This is a genomic window from Streptomyces sp. NPDC051664 (assembly GCF_044453545.1).
In the GTDB taxonomy this organism is placed as follows: Bacteria; Actinomycetota; Actinomycetes; order Streptomycetales; family Streptomycetaceae; genus Streptomyces.
In genome coordinates this window covers 331,935-346,794 of sequence record NZ_JBITCU010000002.1, presented here as the reverse complement: position 1 = coordinate 346,794, position 14,860 = coordinate 331,935, and the positions used below count along the sequence as shown (strand labels likewise).

At 68.3% G+C, this 14,860-nt stretch carries 14 protein-coding genes and 3 pseudogenes; 14 read left to right on the top strand and 3 right to left on the bottom strand.

Annotation, left to right across the window (positions count from 1 at the left end; all coding sequences use genetic code 11):
- Positions 1–27 precede the first annotated feature (27 nt).
- The 11 genes from ACIA8E_RS04880 to ACIA8E_RS04830 all read left to right on the top strand — a co-directional run bounded on the left by ACIA8E_RS04880 (position 28) and on the right by ACIA8E_RS04830 (position 10,973).
- Positions 28–987: an ABC transporter ATP-binding protein gene (locus ACIA8E_RS04880; protein WP_399294591.1), complete on the top strand. Its 960-nt coding sequence runs from the start codon at positions 28–30 to the stop codon at positions 985–987.
- Positions 984–1,754, top strand: coding sequence for an MlaE family ABC transporter permease (locus ACIA8E_RS04875; RefSeq protein ID WP_399294588.1), 771 nt, complete (start codon positions 984–986; stop codon positions 1,752–1,754). The genes ACIA8E_RS04880 and ACIA8E_RS04875 overlap by 4 nt, the downstream gene beginning before the upstream one ends.
- Positions 1,755–1,756: 2 nt before the next feature.
- Positions 1,757–2,560: an MlaE family ABC transporter permease gene (locus ACIA8E_RS04870; protein WP_399294586.1), complete on the top strand. Its 804-nt coding sequence runs from the start codon at positions 1,757–1,759 to the stop codon at positions 2,558–2,560.
- 6 nt (positions 2,561–2,566) lie between these two features.
- On the top strand, positions 2,567–3,835 hold the full coding sequence (locus ACIA8E_RS04865; RefSeq protein ID WP_399294584.1) for an MCE family protein: 1,269 nt from the start codon (positions 2,567–2,569) through the stop codon (positions 3,833–3,835).
- Positions 3,832–4,866: an MCE family protein gene (locus tag ACIA8E_RS04860; RefSeq protein ID WP_399294581.1), complete on the top strand. Its 1,035-nt coding sequence runs from the start codon at positions 3,832–3,834 to the stop codon at positions 4,864–4,866. Before ACIA8E_RS04865 ends, ACIA8E_RS04860 begins: the two co-directional genes overlap by 4 nt.
- Complete coding sequence (locus ACIA8E_RS04855) at positions 4,863–5,843, top strand: MCE family protein (RefSeq protein ID WP_399294577.1); 981 nt, start codon at positions 4,863–4,865, stop codon at positions 5,841–5,843. Before ACIA8E_RS04860 ends, ACIA8E_RS04855 begins: the two co-directional genes overlap by 4 nt.
- Positions 5,840–7,006, top strand: coding sequence for an MCE family protein (locus ACIA8E_RS04850; RefSeq protein ID WP_399294575.1), 1,167 nt, complete (start codon positions 5,840–5,842; stop codon positions 7,004–7,006). The genes ACIA8E_RS04855 and ACIA8E_RS04850 overlap by 4 nt, the downstream gene beginning before the upstream one ends.
- On the top strand, positions 7,003–8,304 hold the full coding sequence (locus ACIA8E_RS04845; RefSeq protein ID WP_399294572.1) for an MCE family protein: 1,302 nt from the start codon (positions 7,003–7,005) through the stop codon (positions 8,302–8,304). Before ACIA8E_RS04850 ends, ACIA8E_RS04845 begins: the two co-directional genes overlap by 4 nt.
- Entirely contained in the window at positions 8,301–9,572 is a 1,272-nt protein-coding gene (locus ACIA8E_RS04840; RefSeq protein WP_399294568.1) for an MCE family protein, read from the top strand. Before ACIA8E_RS04845 ends, ACIA8E_RS04840 begins: the two co-directional genes overlap by 4 nt.
- A complete protein-coding gene (locus tag ACIA8E_RS04835) occupies positions 9,545–10,120 on the top strand; it encodes a hypothetical protein (protein ID WP_399294565.1) in 576 nt (191 codons plus the stop codon). Before ACIA8E_RS04840 ends, ACIA8E_RS04835 begins: the two co-directional genes overlap by 28 nt.
- 64 nt (positions 10,121–10,184) lie before the next feature.
- Positions 10,185–10,973, top strand: a complete 789-nt coding sequence (locus tag ACIA8E_RS04830; RefSeq protein WP_399294562.1) for a hypothetical protein — start codon at positions 10,185–10,187, stop codon at positions 10,971–10,973.
- Positions 10,974–11,094: 121 nt separating this feature from the next.
- Here the strand turns inward: ACIA8E_RS04830 and ACIA8E_RS04825 are convergent.
- Positions 11,095–11,211: pseudogene (locus ACIA8E_RS04825) on the bottom strand (carboxymuconolactone decarboxylase family protein); the annotation flags it as partial.
- A gap of 425 nt (positions 11,212–11,636) precedes the next feature.
- On the opposite strand from ACIA8E_RS04825, the gene ACIA8E_RS04820 reads away from it, so the two are divergent.
- Complete coding sequence (locus ACIA8E_RS04820) at positions 11,637–11,843, top strand: hypothetical protein (protein ID WP_399294559.1); 207 nt, start codon at positions 11,637–11,639, stop codon at positions 11,841–11,843.
- Positions 11,844–12,636: 793 nt separating this feature from the next.
- Here the strand turns inward: ACIA8E_RS04820 and ACIA8E_RS04815 are convergent.
- Both ACIA8E_RS04815 and ACIA8E_RS04810 read right to left on the bottom strand, forming a co-directional pair.
- A complete protein-coding gene (locus ACIA8E_RS04815) occupies positions 12,637–12,810 on the bottom strand; it encodes a hypothetical protein (RefSeq protein ID WP_399294557.1) in 174 nt (57 codons plus the stop codon).
- Between the two features lie 492 nt (positions 12,811–13,302).
- Positions 13,303–13,500, bottom strand: a complete 198-nt coding sequence (locus tag ACIA8E_RS04810) for a hypothetical protein (RefSeq protein WP_399294554.1) — start codon at positions 13,498–13,500, stop codon at positions 13,303–13,305.
- 83 nt (positions 13,501–13,583) lie between these two features.
- On the opposite strand from ACIA8E_RS04810, the pseudogene ACIA8E_RS04805 reads away from it, so the two are divergent.
- Together ACIA8E_RS04805 and ACIA8E_RS04800 are read left to right on the top strand one after the other, a co-directional pair.
- Positions 13,584–13,796: pseudogene (locus ACIA8E_RS04805) on the top strand (hypothetical protein); the annotation flags it as partial.
- Between the two features lie 209 nt (positions 13,797–14,005).
- A pseudogene (locus tag ACIA8E_RS04800) lies at positions 14,006–14,761 on the top strand (FAD-binding oxidoreductase); the annotation flags it as partial.
- Between the last annotated feature and the right edge of the window lie 99 nt (positions 14,762–14,860).

Below are 14,860 nucleotides of genomic sequence, written 5' to 3'. Positions count from 1 at the left end.
CTGCTCCACGGCTGAAGGGTGAACCGGATGGGTGTCGAGATCTGCGTGGAAGGGCTGACCAAGTCCTTCGGTCGCCAGGTCATCTGGCAGGACGTTTCGCTGACGCTGCCCGCCGGCGAAGTCTCGGTGATGCTCGGTCCTTCGGGCACGGGCAAGTCGGTGTTCCTCAAGACGCTCGTCGGGCTGCTCAAGCCCGAACGCGGGTCGATCCGGATCGCGGGCACGGACATCACCGCCCTGCGCGAACACGAACTGTACGAGGTACGGAAGCTGTTCGGCGTGCTGTTCCAGGACGGCGCGCTGTTCGGGTCCATGAACCTCTACGACAACATCGCCTTCCCGTTGCGAGAGCACACCCGCAAGCCGGAGAGCGCGATCAGAGGGATCGTGCACGAGAAGATGGACATGGTCGGCCTGATCGGTGCCGAGGAGAAGCTGCCCGGCGAGATATCCGGCGGCATGCGCAAACGGGCCGGACTGGCCAGGGCCCTGGTTCTCGATCCGGAGATCATCCTCTTCGACGAGCCGGACTCGGGGCTCGACCCGGTCCGGGTGGCCTATCTCAACCAGCTGATCGTCGACCTCAACGCGCAGATCGACGCGACCTTTCTGATCGTCACCCACGACATCGCGTCGGCGCGGCAGGTCCCGGACAACATCGGGCTGCTGTTCCGACGCGAGCTGGTGATGTTCGGCCCCCGGGAGAAGCTGCTGACCAGCGAGGAGCCGGTGGTACGGCAGTTCCTCAACGGCCGGATGCAGGGTCCGATCGGCATGGCCGAGGAGAAGGACGCGGCCCAGGTCGAACAGGAGCTGGCGCAGCTCGGCGACGACGCGGATCCCGTGCCGCGGGGCCTGCCTGAGCTGACCCCACGTCTTCTGCCCACCGCGGGGATCACCCGCCCGCCGCGCTGGGAGGCGATCGCCGAGCGGGAGGCGCTGCGACAGGTGAGGGCCGCAGTGCGCGGAAGGGGCGCGGACATATGAGCCTGTCGCCCACCGGAGCGCTGAGGCACTCGGGCAACCTCTTCGCGCTGGGTCTCGACGTCCTGCGGACGATGCCCAGACGCCCCTTCCAGGCAAGGGAGTTCATCCAGCAGGCGTGGTTCATCGCCAGTGTGACGATCCTGCCGACCGCGCTGGTGTCCATTCCCTTCGGCGCCGTGATCGCCCTGCAGATCGGCAGTCTGACCCGGCAGCTGGGCGCGCAGTCCTTCGCCGGTGCCGCGTCCGTCCTGGCGGTGCTGCGCGAGGCCTCGCCGATCGTGACGGCGCTGCTGATCGCCGGGGCGGGAGGCACCGCGATCTGCGCGGACCTCGGGGCGCGGAAGATCCGCGAGGAGATCGACGCCATGGAGGTACTGGGCATCGACCCTGTCCACCGCCTGGTCGTACCGCGCGTACTGGCCTCGATGTTGGTGGCGGTCCTGCTCAACGGCCTGGTCTCGGTCGTCGGTGTGGCCGGCGGCTACTTCTTCAACGTGATCCTGCAGAACGGCACGCCCGGCGCCTATCTCGCGTCGTTCACCACCCTCGCCCAGCTGTCGGACCTGTGGGCGGCCGAGCTGAAGGCCCTGGTCTTCGGCGCCATCGCCGCGATCGTCGCCTCGTACAAGGGACTCACCGCCAAGGGCGGCCCGAAAGGCGTGGGCGACGCCGTAAATCAGTCCGTGGTGATCACTTTCATGCTGCTGTTCGTCACCAACTTCGTGATGACCGCCGCCTACTTCCAGATCGTGCCGCAGAGGGGATGAGGATGGCGCTCACGCAATGGCTCGAGGAGCTGGGCACCCAACTGGCCTTCTACGGGCGTTCGCTGACCTGGACCGGACGGACCCTGCGCCGCTACAAGAAGGAGATCCTGCGGCTGCTCGCGGAGGTGAGCTTCGGGCGCGGCGCGCTGGCCGTCGTCGGCGGAACCGTCGGTGTCATCGCCTTCCTGTCCTTCTTCACCGGCACCGAGGTCGGCCTGCAGGGGTACGCGGCGCTGAACCAGTTGGGCACGTCGAACTTCGTGGCGTTCCTCTCGGCGTACTTCAACACCCGTGAGATCGCACCGCTGGTGGCGGGTCTCGCCCTGTCCGCGACGGTCGGCGCCGGATTCACCGCCCAACTCGGCGCGATGCGCATCAGCGAGGAGACGGACGCGCTGGAGGTGATGGGCGTTCCCTCGCTGCCGTTCCTGGTGACCACCCGGATGATCGCCGGCTTTGTCGCCGTGATCCCGCTCTATGTGATCGGGCTGTTGTCCTCGTATTTCGCCGCACGCACCATCACCACCGACTACTACGGACAGTCCACCGGCACCTACGACCACTACTTCCAGCAGTATCTGCCGCCGGTCGACGTGCTCTGGTCCTTCGGCAAGGTGATCGTATTCGCCGTCGTGATCATCCTTGTGCACTGCTACTACGGCTACTACGCGAGCGGTGGTCCTGCCGGCGTCGGCGTCGCGGTCGGCCGCGCGGTGCGCACCTCCATCGTCGCCATCAACGTCCTCGACTTCTTCCTCAGTCTGGCGATCTGGGGCGCCAACACAACCGTACGGATTGCGGGGTAACGAGCGATGCGCATTCCAGGACCGACCCTGGCACGCGGCACCCGGCTGAGGCTGTATGGCGTCGCCTTCCTCGCGGTGATGGCGCTGTTGCTGTCGCTGTCCGTGGCCGTCTACCAGCAGGTGTTCACCTCGGTCGTACGCATCACGCTGGAGGCGGACACGCTGGGCAATCAGCTGGACCCGCGGGCCGACGTCAAACTGCGCGGGCTGATGGTCGGCGAGGTGCGCACGGTGCGGGCCGACGGCGAGAAGGCGACTGTGGTCATCGCGCTCAAGCCGGAGCATGTCTCGCGTATCCCGGCCGATGTGCACGCCCGACTGCTGCCCAAGACGCTGTTCGGCGAGAAGTTCGTCGATCTGGTACCGCCACGCGGGTCAGGTGCCCGGCACATCCGTGCCGGTGATGTCATCACCCAGGACCGCACGACGGTCGGCATCGAGCTGCAGCAGCTGATGAACGACCTGCTGCCGCTGTTGCGCACCGTACGGCCCGCGGAGCTCAACGCCACCCTGTCCGCGTTCGCCACCGCTCTGGAAGGGCGCGGGGACCGCATCGGCGTCAATCTGACCCGCGTCGAAGGCTACTTGCACAACCTCAACCCCCGTATGCCGTCCATCAAGGAGGACATCGCACGCTTCGCCGATGTGGCGGAGGTGTACGGCGACGCCGCACCCGATCTGATGCGGATCCTGCGCAACTCCGTCACCACCAGCCGCACAGTCGTCGAGCAACAGGACCGGCTGGCCGAGGCTCTGAAGACGACCACCACGGTCGCCGGCACCGCGGAGAAGTTCTTCGACGGCAACGGCGACCGGCTCATCACGCTCGGCCGTGTCTCCCGGCCCACCCTGGCGCTGTTCGCCCGCTACGCACCCGAATACCCCTGCCTCCTCGACGGCCTGGTGAAGCAGGAGGCGGCGTCCGAAGAGGCGTTCAGGGGCGGAGAGATGCACATCACGCTCGAATTCGTCCACCCGCGGCCCGCGTACCGACCCGGTGAGGAACCGCGCTATGCAGAGCGCTCAGGACCCGACTGCGGGGGCCTGCCCAACCCCTATGTCCCCGCACCCGATGTCCATCTCGACGACGGTACGTCGCGGACAGGCGCGGGCGGACTGCCCGGAGGAGCCGGTGTGTCCGCCACCGCGGCCGAGCAGGGGGCCGTCGGCTCGCTCGTGGCCCCCGTCCTCGGGGTGCCGGCCGACCGGGTGCCCGCGGTCGCGACGCTGCTGTTCGGCCCGATGGCCCGCGGAACGGCGGTGAGCGTCGCATGAGGAGAGCACGTGCCACCGATGCCATGGTGCCGCTGGTCAAATTCAGTGTGTTCGCGGTGGCGACGGTGCTGGCGACCGCGCTGCTCGCGGCGACCATCGTCAATATCTCCTTCACTCCCGAGGACACCTACCGGGCGGTGTTCAGCGATGTCACCAGCCTGGAGGAGGGCGACGACATCAGGGTGGCCGGAGTTCGCGTCGGCGAGGTCCAGGACATCGCGATCAAGGACCGCACGCTGGCCGAGGTGACGTTCACCGTCTCCCGTGACCGGCCGCTGCTGAGCAGCACCGGCGCGGTCATCCGCTACCGGAGTCTGGTGGGGTCGCGCTATGTCGCCCTGACCGAGGGCGCGGGCGACGGTACGCGCCTCAAGCCGGGCGGCATGATCCCGCTCGCCAGGACGAAGCCCGCGCTCGATCTCAACGCCCTGCTCGGCGGGTTCAAGCCGTTGTTCGCGGCGCTGAGCCCCGAAGACGTCAACCAGCTCGCCACCGAAATCATCAAGACCCTGCAGGGCGAAGGAGGGACCGTCAACAGCCTGCTCGCGCACACCGCTTCGCTCACCACGACGATCGCCGATCGCGACGAGCTGATCGGCTCCGTGATCGACAACCTCAACACGGTGCTGGGGACTCTGGACAAGCGCGATGCCCGCTTCTCCGGCCTCCTCAAGCAGCTGCAACGGCTGATCTCAGGCCTCTCCGCCGACCGTAAGCCGATCGGCGCGTCACTGGCGGGCATCGACGGGCTGACCGAGGCCACCTCGGGCCTCCTCCAGGACGCCCGGCCTCCGCTGCGCGACGACATCGCCGGGCTGCGAGACCTCACCGGAACGCTGAAAGCGAACGAGAAGACCGTGGAGGGCGTGCTGAAACGGCTGCCGAACAAGCTCAACAAGCTGACAGGGACCGCCTCGTACGGCTCCTGGTTCAACTTCTACCTCTGTGACTTCGACGGCCGGATCGTGCTGCCGAAGACCAGGGAGATCCTCACCCCCGAGCTCCATGTCGCCCGGGCGAGGTGCTCATGATTCCGTTCCGCGAGAAAAATCCTGTGGTGATCGGAGCCGTGGGCATCACCACGCTCGCACTGCTGGCCTTGGCCGCGTTCAACGCCGACAGCCTGCCGTTGATCGGCGACGGCGAGACGTACAGCGCGGCCTTCTCCGAGGCAGGCGGCCTCAAGCCCGGCGACGAGGTGCGGATCGCCGGGGTCAAGGTGGGCAAGGTCGACGAGGTCGACCTGGACGGTGACCATGTCAAAGTCACCTTCCGGGTCAAGGGAGAGCCCGAGTTCGGCACCCGGACCGGGGCTGCCATCAGGGTCAAGACGATCCTGGGCGCGAAGTACCTCGCACTCCAGCCGAAGGGCACCGGGCAGCTGCGGCCCGGCAGCGAGATTCCGCTGAACCGGACGGTTCCCGCGTACGACGTCGTGGCAGCGTTCAGTGATCTGACGACCACCACGGAGAAGGTCGACACGGCCCGGCTGGCGAAGGCTCTCGACACCATCTCCGCCACCTTCGAGGATTCGCCGACCGAGGTACGGGCGTCCATCAAGGGTCTGTCGAAGATTTCCCGGACGGTCGCCTCCCGCGATCAGTCGCTGCGGCAACTCCTCGATCACGCCCATGGGGTCACCGGTGTGCTGAATAACCGCTCCGCGGAGTTCGTCGTACTGGTCAGGGACGGCGACAAGCTCTTCAAGGAGATCGCCAAGCGGCGGGCGGCGATCCACTCGCTGCTCAAGAGCTCGGCCGCGGTCGGCATCCAGCTCTCCGGCCTGGTCGAGGACAACCGTAAGCAGATCGGCCCGGCGCTCAAAGGCCTCAACTCGGTGGTCAGCATGCTCGAACGCAACCAGGCGAGCCTCGACCGAAGCATCAAGTTGCTCGCGCCCTACGTGCGGGTGTTCACCAACACCCTCGGCAACGGGCGGTGGTTCGACAGCTATATCCAGAACGTGGTCGCCGCTCCGGCGGTTCCGCGGACGGGAGGCTCGCGATGAAGACCCGTTTCCTACCGCCTCTCACACCGAGAGGACGTCTTGCTCGGCGTCTGGCCCTGGTCGTCGCGTTCGCGCTCGTTGCGGGCGCGACGGCAGTCGTCCTGTGGCCGCGCTCAGCCCCTGTCCATGTCACCGCGTACTTCCCACGCACCGTCGGCATCCACTCCGGCTCGGACGTACGCGTCCTCGGCGTCCGCGTCGGTGAGGTCGGGAAGATCACGCCGGAAGGCGGCCGCGTGCGGGTGGAGCTTGAGTACGAGTCCGGGCGCAAGATCCCCGCGAACGCGCAGGCCACGATCATCAACTCTTCGGTCGTCAGCGACCGTTACGTACAGCTGCTGCCCGTGTACCGCGGCGGTCCCGCGATGGAGGACGGCGCGTTCATTCCGGAGAGCCGCACGGCCGTGCCGGTCGAGCTGGACCGAATCTTCGACAGCCTGCACACGACAGCCGCGGCGTTCGGCCCGAAAGGCGCCAACGCGGACGGTTCACTGTCCCGGTTGCTCGGGGTGAGCGCGGACACCCTCGACGGCCAGGGCGCACAGCTCAACCAGACGGTCGAGGGCCTGTCACTGGCGGTCACCACCCTCTCCGACGGCCGACAGGACCTGTTCGGCACCGTACGGAATCTGCAGGTGTTCACCGCGGCGCTGGCCGCCGACGACAAGAACGTGCGGTCGTTCAACGACAGCCTCTCCGATGTGGCCGACCAGCTCGCCGGGGAACGCAAGGACCTGGCGGCGGCGCTGCGGCATCTGGGGGTGGCGCTGGGCGATGTGGCCGCGTTCGTACGCAGCAACAAGAAAGCACTGACGGCGGATGTGAAGGGGCTCAGCAAGGTCACCAAGGTGCTGGTCACCCAGCGTGCCGCCCTGGCAGAGCTGCTGGAGGTCGCGCCGGCCGGGCTCTCCAACCTGCAGAACGCCTACAACCCCTCGTCCGGCACCCTCGACACCCGTAACAACCTGGACCAGCCCCAGGATCCGGCCGCACTGCTCTGCTCGCTGCTGAGGACCACGGGGGACGCCGGCGGCAAGGACCCGGACTGCAAGAAGCTCCAGGAGCTCTTCGACACGCTGCCCCAACTGCCCAGCGCCGCACCGGTGTCGGGCACCGGACCGGTCGACCGGACGCTTGGCGGAATCCTGGAGGCCAGGGCATGACGATCAGCAGAGTGCGGCGCGGTGGCAGGGCGGCGGCCCTGTGGACGGCGGTGGGCTCGGTGGTGCTCACCGGCTGCGAGTTCAACGGCCTGTACGACGTGGGGCTGCCCGGCGGCGCGGCCGACAACGGCAACGCCTACCGGGTCACCGTCGAGTTCCGGGACGTCCTCGATCTGGTGCCGCAGTCGGCCGTGAAGGTCAACAACGTCACGGTGGGCTCGGTCGAGAAGGTGGAGCTGGTCGACTGGCATGCCCGTGTGCGGCTCCGGGTCGACGGCACGGTGAAGCTGCCGGGCAACGCGATCGCCGAGCTGTGCCAGACCAGCATGCTCGGCGAGAAGTACGTGGCTCTGTCCGCCCCGGCGGAGAGGGCACCCGTGGGCAGGCTCCGCGACGGTGACCGGATCCCGCTGTCCCGCAGCGGGCGAAACCCGGAGATCGAGGAGGTGCTCTCCGCGCTGTCAGCGCTACTCAATGGCGGCGGGGTGGCTCAGCTGAAGACGGTCACCGCGGAGTTGAACAAGGCCCTGGAGGGCCGGGAGAACCGGGTGAGGTCCCTGCTGACCGAGCTGGACACCTTCCTGGGCGGTCTTGACGGGCAGCGCAAGGAGATCGTCCGCGCGCTCGAAGGAATCGACCGGCTGGCCACACGGCTGGCGCGGGAGAAGAAGACCATCGCCACGGCGGTCGACACCATGCCGGGCGCACTGAAGGTGCTGGCAGCCCAGCGCCGCAAGCTGACCGCCATGCTCACGTCTCTGTCGAAGCTCGGCACGGCCGGCACCAAGGTGGTCAATGCCTCGCGGGCCGACCTGACCGCCAATCTGCGCAGTCTGCGGCCGATCCTGGAGCAGTTGAACAAGGCAGGCAGCGATCTGCCCAACTCCCTGGAGCTTCTGACGACGTATCCGTTCCCGCGCAACGTGACGGGCGCCATCAAGGGCGACTACGTCAATCTCAAGATCACCGCTGATCTGGATCTGGCGAGCGTCTACGGCAATCTCGCCGAAGAGCCCAAGAAGCCGGGCGCACCGGACAAGCCCGAACTACCGGAGCTACCGGAGCTACCGGAGTTGCCGGGGGCCCCCGGCGTACCGCTGCCCACCGCGCTGCCGAAGGCTCCGGGCGTGCCCAAGAAGCCCGGCACACCGTCCGGGCCGCCGGTCGATTCCGATCCGCTGTGTCCGCCGGTGTGCACCGGCAGTTACGCCACCTACGGAGGCAGGGACGCGGACCGCCTTCCGCCCGGGGTATCACTCGCCCTTGCCGAGCTCATGCTGAGGGGGATGCAACTGTGATCACTCGTACGGTCAAGGCCCAGTTGCTCGCCTTCGCCACGGTCACCGCCGTCGGGGTGTCGTACGTGGGCGCCAGGTACACCGGCCTGGCGGATGTCCTCCTCGACCGCGGTTACACCGTGCGCGCCGAGTTCACCGCGTCCGGAGGAGTCTTCCCGGGCGCGGAGGTCACCTATCGCGGGGTGCCAGTGGGCCGCGTCGGTGAGCTGCGGCTGTCCGGCTCCCGTGGGGTGTCGGTGGCGCTGAAGATCGAGGACGGGGCGCGCATACCGGCCAACACGCTGGCGGTGGTGGCGAACCGTTCGGCGGTCGGCGAGCAGTACGTCGATCTGCAGCCGCGGGACAGCGACGGCCCGTATCTGAGGGACGGGAGCGTGATCGCCCGCGGCGACACCCGGGTGCCGCTGCCCATCACGGATGTCGTGCTGAGCCTGGACCGGCTGGTCAACTCCGTGGGCAAGGAAGATCTGCGGATCACGGTCGACGAGCTCGGCAGTGCCTTCGCCGGAACCGGCCCGCATCTGAGCCGTCTTGTGGACTCGGGCAACAACCTGGTGGAGTCGGCGTCCGCGTCACTGCCGCAGACCGTCTCACTGATCGAGGACTCACGCACGGTCCTCAAGACACAGGTCGACAAGGGGTCGGCGATCAGGTCGTTCTCGCACGACCTGGCGGCCCTGACCACCGAGCTGAAGTCCAGTGACGGGGACCTGCGCAGGCTGATCGGCTCGACCGCACCGGCCGCGCAGGAGCTGAACTCGCTGCTCAAGCAGAACGAGACCGCTCTGCCCGTGCTGCTGGGAAATCTGATCAGCGGCGGCCAAATCACCGTGGCGCGGCTGCCCGGCGTGGAACAGGCCCTGGTGACCTTTCCGGTCGTCGTCGCGGGCAGTCCCACGGTCGTCCCGGGCGACGGCACCACCCACTTCGGCCTGGTCGCCGGGGCCGACGATCCAGCGCCGTGCCGTCAGGGATACGGCACCCAGCGGCGCGACCCCGCGGACACCAGCGAGCGCCCCGCCGACACCGGCGCGCACTGCACGGCCCCGCGCGGCAGCGCCACCTCGGTCCGTGGCGCGCAGAACGTACCCGGTGCCTCGGCTTCGACGGGGGCCGGTCGGGCCGCGTATGTGACCCCGTACGACCCGGAGACCGGCATCGCCGCCGGTCCGGACGGAACGCCCGTCGAGATCGGCTCGACGGGCGGCGAACAGAGTGTGCTCGGAAAGGAATCGTGGCAATGGCTGCTCGTCGGACCTATGGCATGAACGCGGGCATCCTCGCGCGCCTGACCCGCTTGCTCCGCCTGCTCGGCACCACGACAGCGGCCTCGGCCCGGCGTGGCAGGGCCGTGGCGGCGACGCTCGCCGTGGCGACGGTCGTGACCACGGCGCTGAGCGGCTGGCTCTGCGTCCAGGTGTACGAGCAGCGCGCGGAGGAGCAGCGACACCAGGACATTTTGGCCGCCGCCCGCCAGTCCGCACTCAACTTCACCTCGCTCGACTACCGGCACTACGAGCAGGACAGCGAGAACGTGCTGAAGGGTGCCACCGGTGCCTTCAAGGAGCAGTTCTCCGCGCAGACCGCCGAGCTGACGAAGCTCGTCGCGGCCAACAAGTCGGTGTCGCAGGGACAGGTGCTCGAAGCGGGCATCGCGCGTTCCGACGAGCGCACCGCACGCGTCCTGGTCGTCGCCGACAGCAACGTGACCAATTCCGCCGCCCCCGGGGGCCAGGCCCGCACCTATCGGCTCCAGCTCGATCTCGTACTCGAGCACGGCCGCTGGCTGACGTCCGATGTCGAGTTCGTCGGCTGACCGGGTGCCCGAGGACACGCCCGTATCGCCTGCAGTGAGGAGCAAGGCAGTGAGGAGCAACACCGTGGCGAACCCGACTGGACGAGGCCCCGGCGCCGCAACCCCCGGCCGCCGCTCGATGGCCGCCGCCGCCCGAGCGGCAGCCCGGCGGACGGAACGGGTCGCAACCCGCAGCCCGGACGAGACGCGTCCGAAGACAGTGGACAGGACGCATCCGCCGGCTCGGGACGAGGCGCCTCTGGAAGCACCCGACGACGCGAGCCAGGGCCGGAAGGCGGAAGATCAACAGGCCGGGCCGGTGCTACATGCCGACGATCCGGTGGTCGCCTCTGCGCAGAGTCGGAGACGTGGCCGGTTCCGCGCCGTGCTGGCCGTACTGGCCGTGCTGGTGGCAGCGATGCCGGCCGCGGCCGCCGTGCTGGGGTGGGAGTACGAGGAGGGGCGACAGGCGGACGGGGCGCGGCTGGAGGCGCTCGCCGCGGCGCAGAAGGCGGCGCCCGTGGTGCTGTCGTACGACTACCGGCGGCTCGACAAGGACTTCGCGGCGGCGCGCGGCCACCTGACCGGGAAGTTCCGTGACGAATACGGCAGGACCACCACGAGGGTGGTGGCGCCGACCGCCGCCAAGTACCACGGGGTGGTCAAGGCGACGGTGGTGAAGCCGCCGGGCGGCGGTGCACCGGCCGCCTCCGTGGTGTCGGCCTCGCCGGACAAGGCCGTCGTCCTGCTCTTCGTCAATCAGGTAACCACGAGCACGCAAGTGACGGGGCCGCGCGTCGACCTGAACCGGGTGCGAATGACGCTGACGCGTACGTCCGCGGGCTGGAAGGTGAGTGCGGTGGACGCGCTGTAGCCATAGTGCCCGCGGATGACCCCATGCACAGCGGCTTGGCGACCGGGCCGGTGGGCGGCGGTCGGGCGAGCCCGAGCCTTGCCGGGTTCGCCCGGCGCCACCCGAATCGAGATTGCGCCCTTTACCCGAATTGGCCGGGCTGGTAGTCGCCCCCGGGTTGTCGGGTGATGACATTCAGTCGGTTGAAGGCGTTGATGACGGCGATCAGGGACACCAGGGCCGTGAGCTGCTCCTCGTCCAGCGCCGACTGACATTCTCCGAGCCGTTGTCATGCGGCCGCACTCGACGAGGTGCTGTCGCAGCCCTACCGGCTGCGGTTTTGTTGTTCGGCGTTCACAGCAAGCTACAGGTCGCTCCGGCTCCCGTGGATTCTCGGAGCGTCAGCGATGGGTTGGCAGGCCTTCAGTCGGCGGCGTGGCGGGGTTCCTTCTGTGGGATGCAGAAGAGCGCGAGGGCGGCGGCCGCCAGGTAGGCGGCGGCGCCGATGGCCATGCTGGTCCGCAGCCCGGTGGTGAAGTTGGCTGCGCCGGCCAGTAGCGAGCCTCCCAGCGCGACGCCTGCTGCGCTGCCGACCTGGCGGGCGGTAGGGGCTCGGCGCTACCCGTCGGGCCCGACATCGCGAGCTCGGTGTGCTCAGCAGGGAGCGGGGTGCACCCTGGAGGCATGAGTGCCCCGGTAGTCGTCCACGGCATCTCCCTTACCGGTCTTCGGGTGGTCACGATCAACGATGAGCTCGCCGGTCTCGTCGCCGATGACCATGAGCTGATCGAAGTTCTCCGGCGGGCCGGCATCGACGCCGAGAAGTGCCTTAACGACCCACTCTGGATCGAATGGCGTGGCGGCCGGGCCCACGAGTACGAAGCGGCATAAGTGCCGTCTCACCCCCCTCCTACAGGCGCGCCGGGAGGGCAGAGAGCTACGAACGTGGCTGCCCGGGTGCATATACCCGCCCCCTCCCCGAGCGGCGGGGGCGGATTGCCGCCCGGCCATAGCGAGCGGATGACAGCGTGTGAGCGGACCGCAGCGGTAGCTAACCAGCTTGCAAGATCCCACCCAAAAGCCCCTGTCGGCCAGATGGGCGTACAGCCCCGGACGCACGAAAGCACCCCCCGTCCCGGCCGTAGCCGGAGCAGGGGGCGTGGTGACTCATCAGTGCCGACGAACTAAAGGGCCCCGCCCGCATACGAGTGGGGCCCTTGCGGGACCTCGGCCATCCCGCGCGATCACCAATGCATCTGAGCCAGCCATAGCAGATGGTGACGCGACCGAAAGGACGTTGATTGGCTGCGCGTGCCAGCCGATCTCCGGATGCACGAAAGCCTCAGACCCTTGTTTACTGTTTGCTGTTTGCTCTGGCTGACGGGTGGCGGCCCAGGCCGCTAAGGGCTGTCCCGTAATCCCTGGTGGATCAGCGCACGGCGTCAGATGCGGTGCATCGCAAGGCGGAAGGACGTCCGCATACTGGATTTATTCGGGCGTTCCGACAACGCGGCGAGGCGCCGCAGCTGTCGTCGCACGCCCGCCAGGGAGTACGGGACAGCCCTTAGGAGGAGAACCCGGGCCACCACCGCACCTTGATCTTTGTGCCGGGCGAGACGTTTTGCATCCGGACGGCTAAACAGCGTCGGCCGGGTTCAGCCGACGTTCGGGTACGAGCGACGGTTCACAGCTGTCCCTCGTACAGGTCGTTCAGCTCTCCGTCCAGGACTTCGACGTCGAGGTGCATGGCGAGCATCACTGCGGTGCGGAACCTCTCGATGCCCGTCCAGAAACCGGACGTGTTCACGCTGGCCTCGGATGTCAGCCAGTGCTCCGGTTCCGGCGCGCGCTCGTCCACGCGTTCAAGCTAGTCGAACTGTCTCCCAGCGCACCTTCCCCGAAACGCACTAATCCGCCCCCCTCCCGAGTGGGGGCGGAGTGTCGCCCGGCCGTGGCCAGCAGGGGCGTAAATCCCTGGACCGAGCGACGCCACAACCCAAGCAGCCCACATGCCCTCCCCAAATTCGGTAGGCCATACGGGCGCACGAGAGGGTTGAGGTCCAGGCTTCAACAGGGGCGGCCTCAACTGGGAGAGATGTCTGGGCCACCCCCCAGACCAAACATCGTGCCGAACCGAGCCCCTCGCATCTGGCCGGGAAGACACGTCTGCCACTATCCCGGGACCTGGACGCACGAGGCGCCCTCGTGAGTCCGGCGGCGGTCCAGTCGAAGTGACATCTGAGCCACCACCGGTACACTGATCCTCGCTCCGGACCGAGACCCGTGCAGCTGGGCGAGTCGGATGCGTCCGCCGTTTCCTCGGGCCGGGGAGCTGTCCGTGCTCGGGTAATCAGGCGCTGCGAGGCTTCCGGCCAGCCGCCTTCTTCCCCGTGGTCTTCTGTGCCGCAGCCTTCTTGGGAGGCGCCTTCTTCGCCCTCTTCTTCGCGGCGGCCTTCTTGCGAGGCTTCATCTCGTGGACCGTTGCGTGCGCGTCCGTCTCGCCGCGGGACTCGCGGGCCCTCTGTACGGATGCGTTCAGAGCCGCCATCAGGTCGACGACCTGACTGGGCTGCTGCGATTCACCCTCGGCCGGCTGCGCCGCTTCCTTGCCTTCGGCCTTTGCCTCGATGAGCGACCGTGCGGCGCCGCACCAGCGAACGATCGGCCCGGCCTCCCCGAGAAATCCCGGTCGACCAGCTCGTACCCGGTGACGTGATCCGCCTCGGACCGGGCGATCTGGTCCCGGCGGATCTGCGTATTCTGCGCTCCACCGGCCTGACCATGCGCCACGCCGCCCTCACCGGGGAGTCCGCGCCGGTGGCCAAGCACCCGGTCGACACCCCGTCGGCCCCGACGGACCGGCCCCGGCCACCGCTGCCCTGGGTGCCCAACAAGGTGATCAGCCAACTCACCGCCTGGGGCCACCTGGTGCATGTCCTGCGACCCGGAAGTTCGCTGATGCGTCGATGCGCGGGCAGGGGGCTTTCGGGATTTCAGCGCCCGGTAACTACCTAATATTATTGAAAAGGTACGAATCGACATGAGGGGCATCCATGACCACAGTGGAGCTGACCCGCTTCCGGGTGAACCCCGACCAGGTCGCCGATCTTCTCGCCGCCCACTCCAAGATGCTGGCGGACTTCGCCGCCGGCCTGGACGGCTTCCTCGACGCGCGCCTCGTGCGACTGTCGGACGACGAGTGGCTGGATGTCCTCACCTGGGACACGCCCGAAGACCTCGCCGCCTCCCGTGCCAAGGGGCCGGAGCTGCCCGGCGTCGCCGCCTTCTACGCAACGGTCGGCGACGTCATCAGCGACGAGGACGGCGAGCTGGAAACGGGGGCGGAGCCAGTCGCCCCTGTCGTGATCCCCGGCCATGCCGCGGACCTGGCGCGGCACGTCGACGGCCCGGTGCTTCTGCCCGCCGATGGCGGCTACGCCGAGGAATGCGCCACCTACAACCTGAACCGTGTTCTGGAGCCCGCGCTCGCGATGGGTGCGACCTGCGAGGCCGATGTGTGCGCCGCCGTTCGCTTCGCAGCGGCGCACTCCCTGCCCGTGGCGGTGAAGGCGACCGGACACCAGGTGGTCCTGCCTGGCCACGGCGCGCTGCTGATCAGCACCGGGCGGATGAACGGCGTCACCGTGGATCCCGACCGCCGAATCGTACGGATCGAGGCCGGCGTACGCGCGCGCGATGTGGTCCGCGCGACGGCCGCTCATGGTCTCGCGCCGGCGAGCGGGTCCGCGGCGACGGTGGGCGTGGTCGGTTACACACTGGGGGGCGGACAGAGTCCCTTGCTGGGCCGCTCCTTCGGATACGCGGCCGATCATGTGCGGGAGCTGAGGGTCGTCTCCGCCGAGGGTGTGTCGCGGACCGTGACCGCCGACAGCGAGCCCGACCTGTTC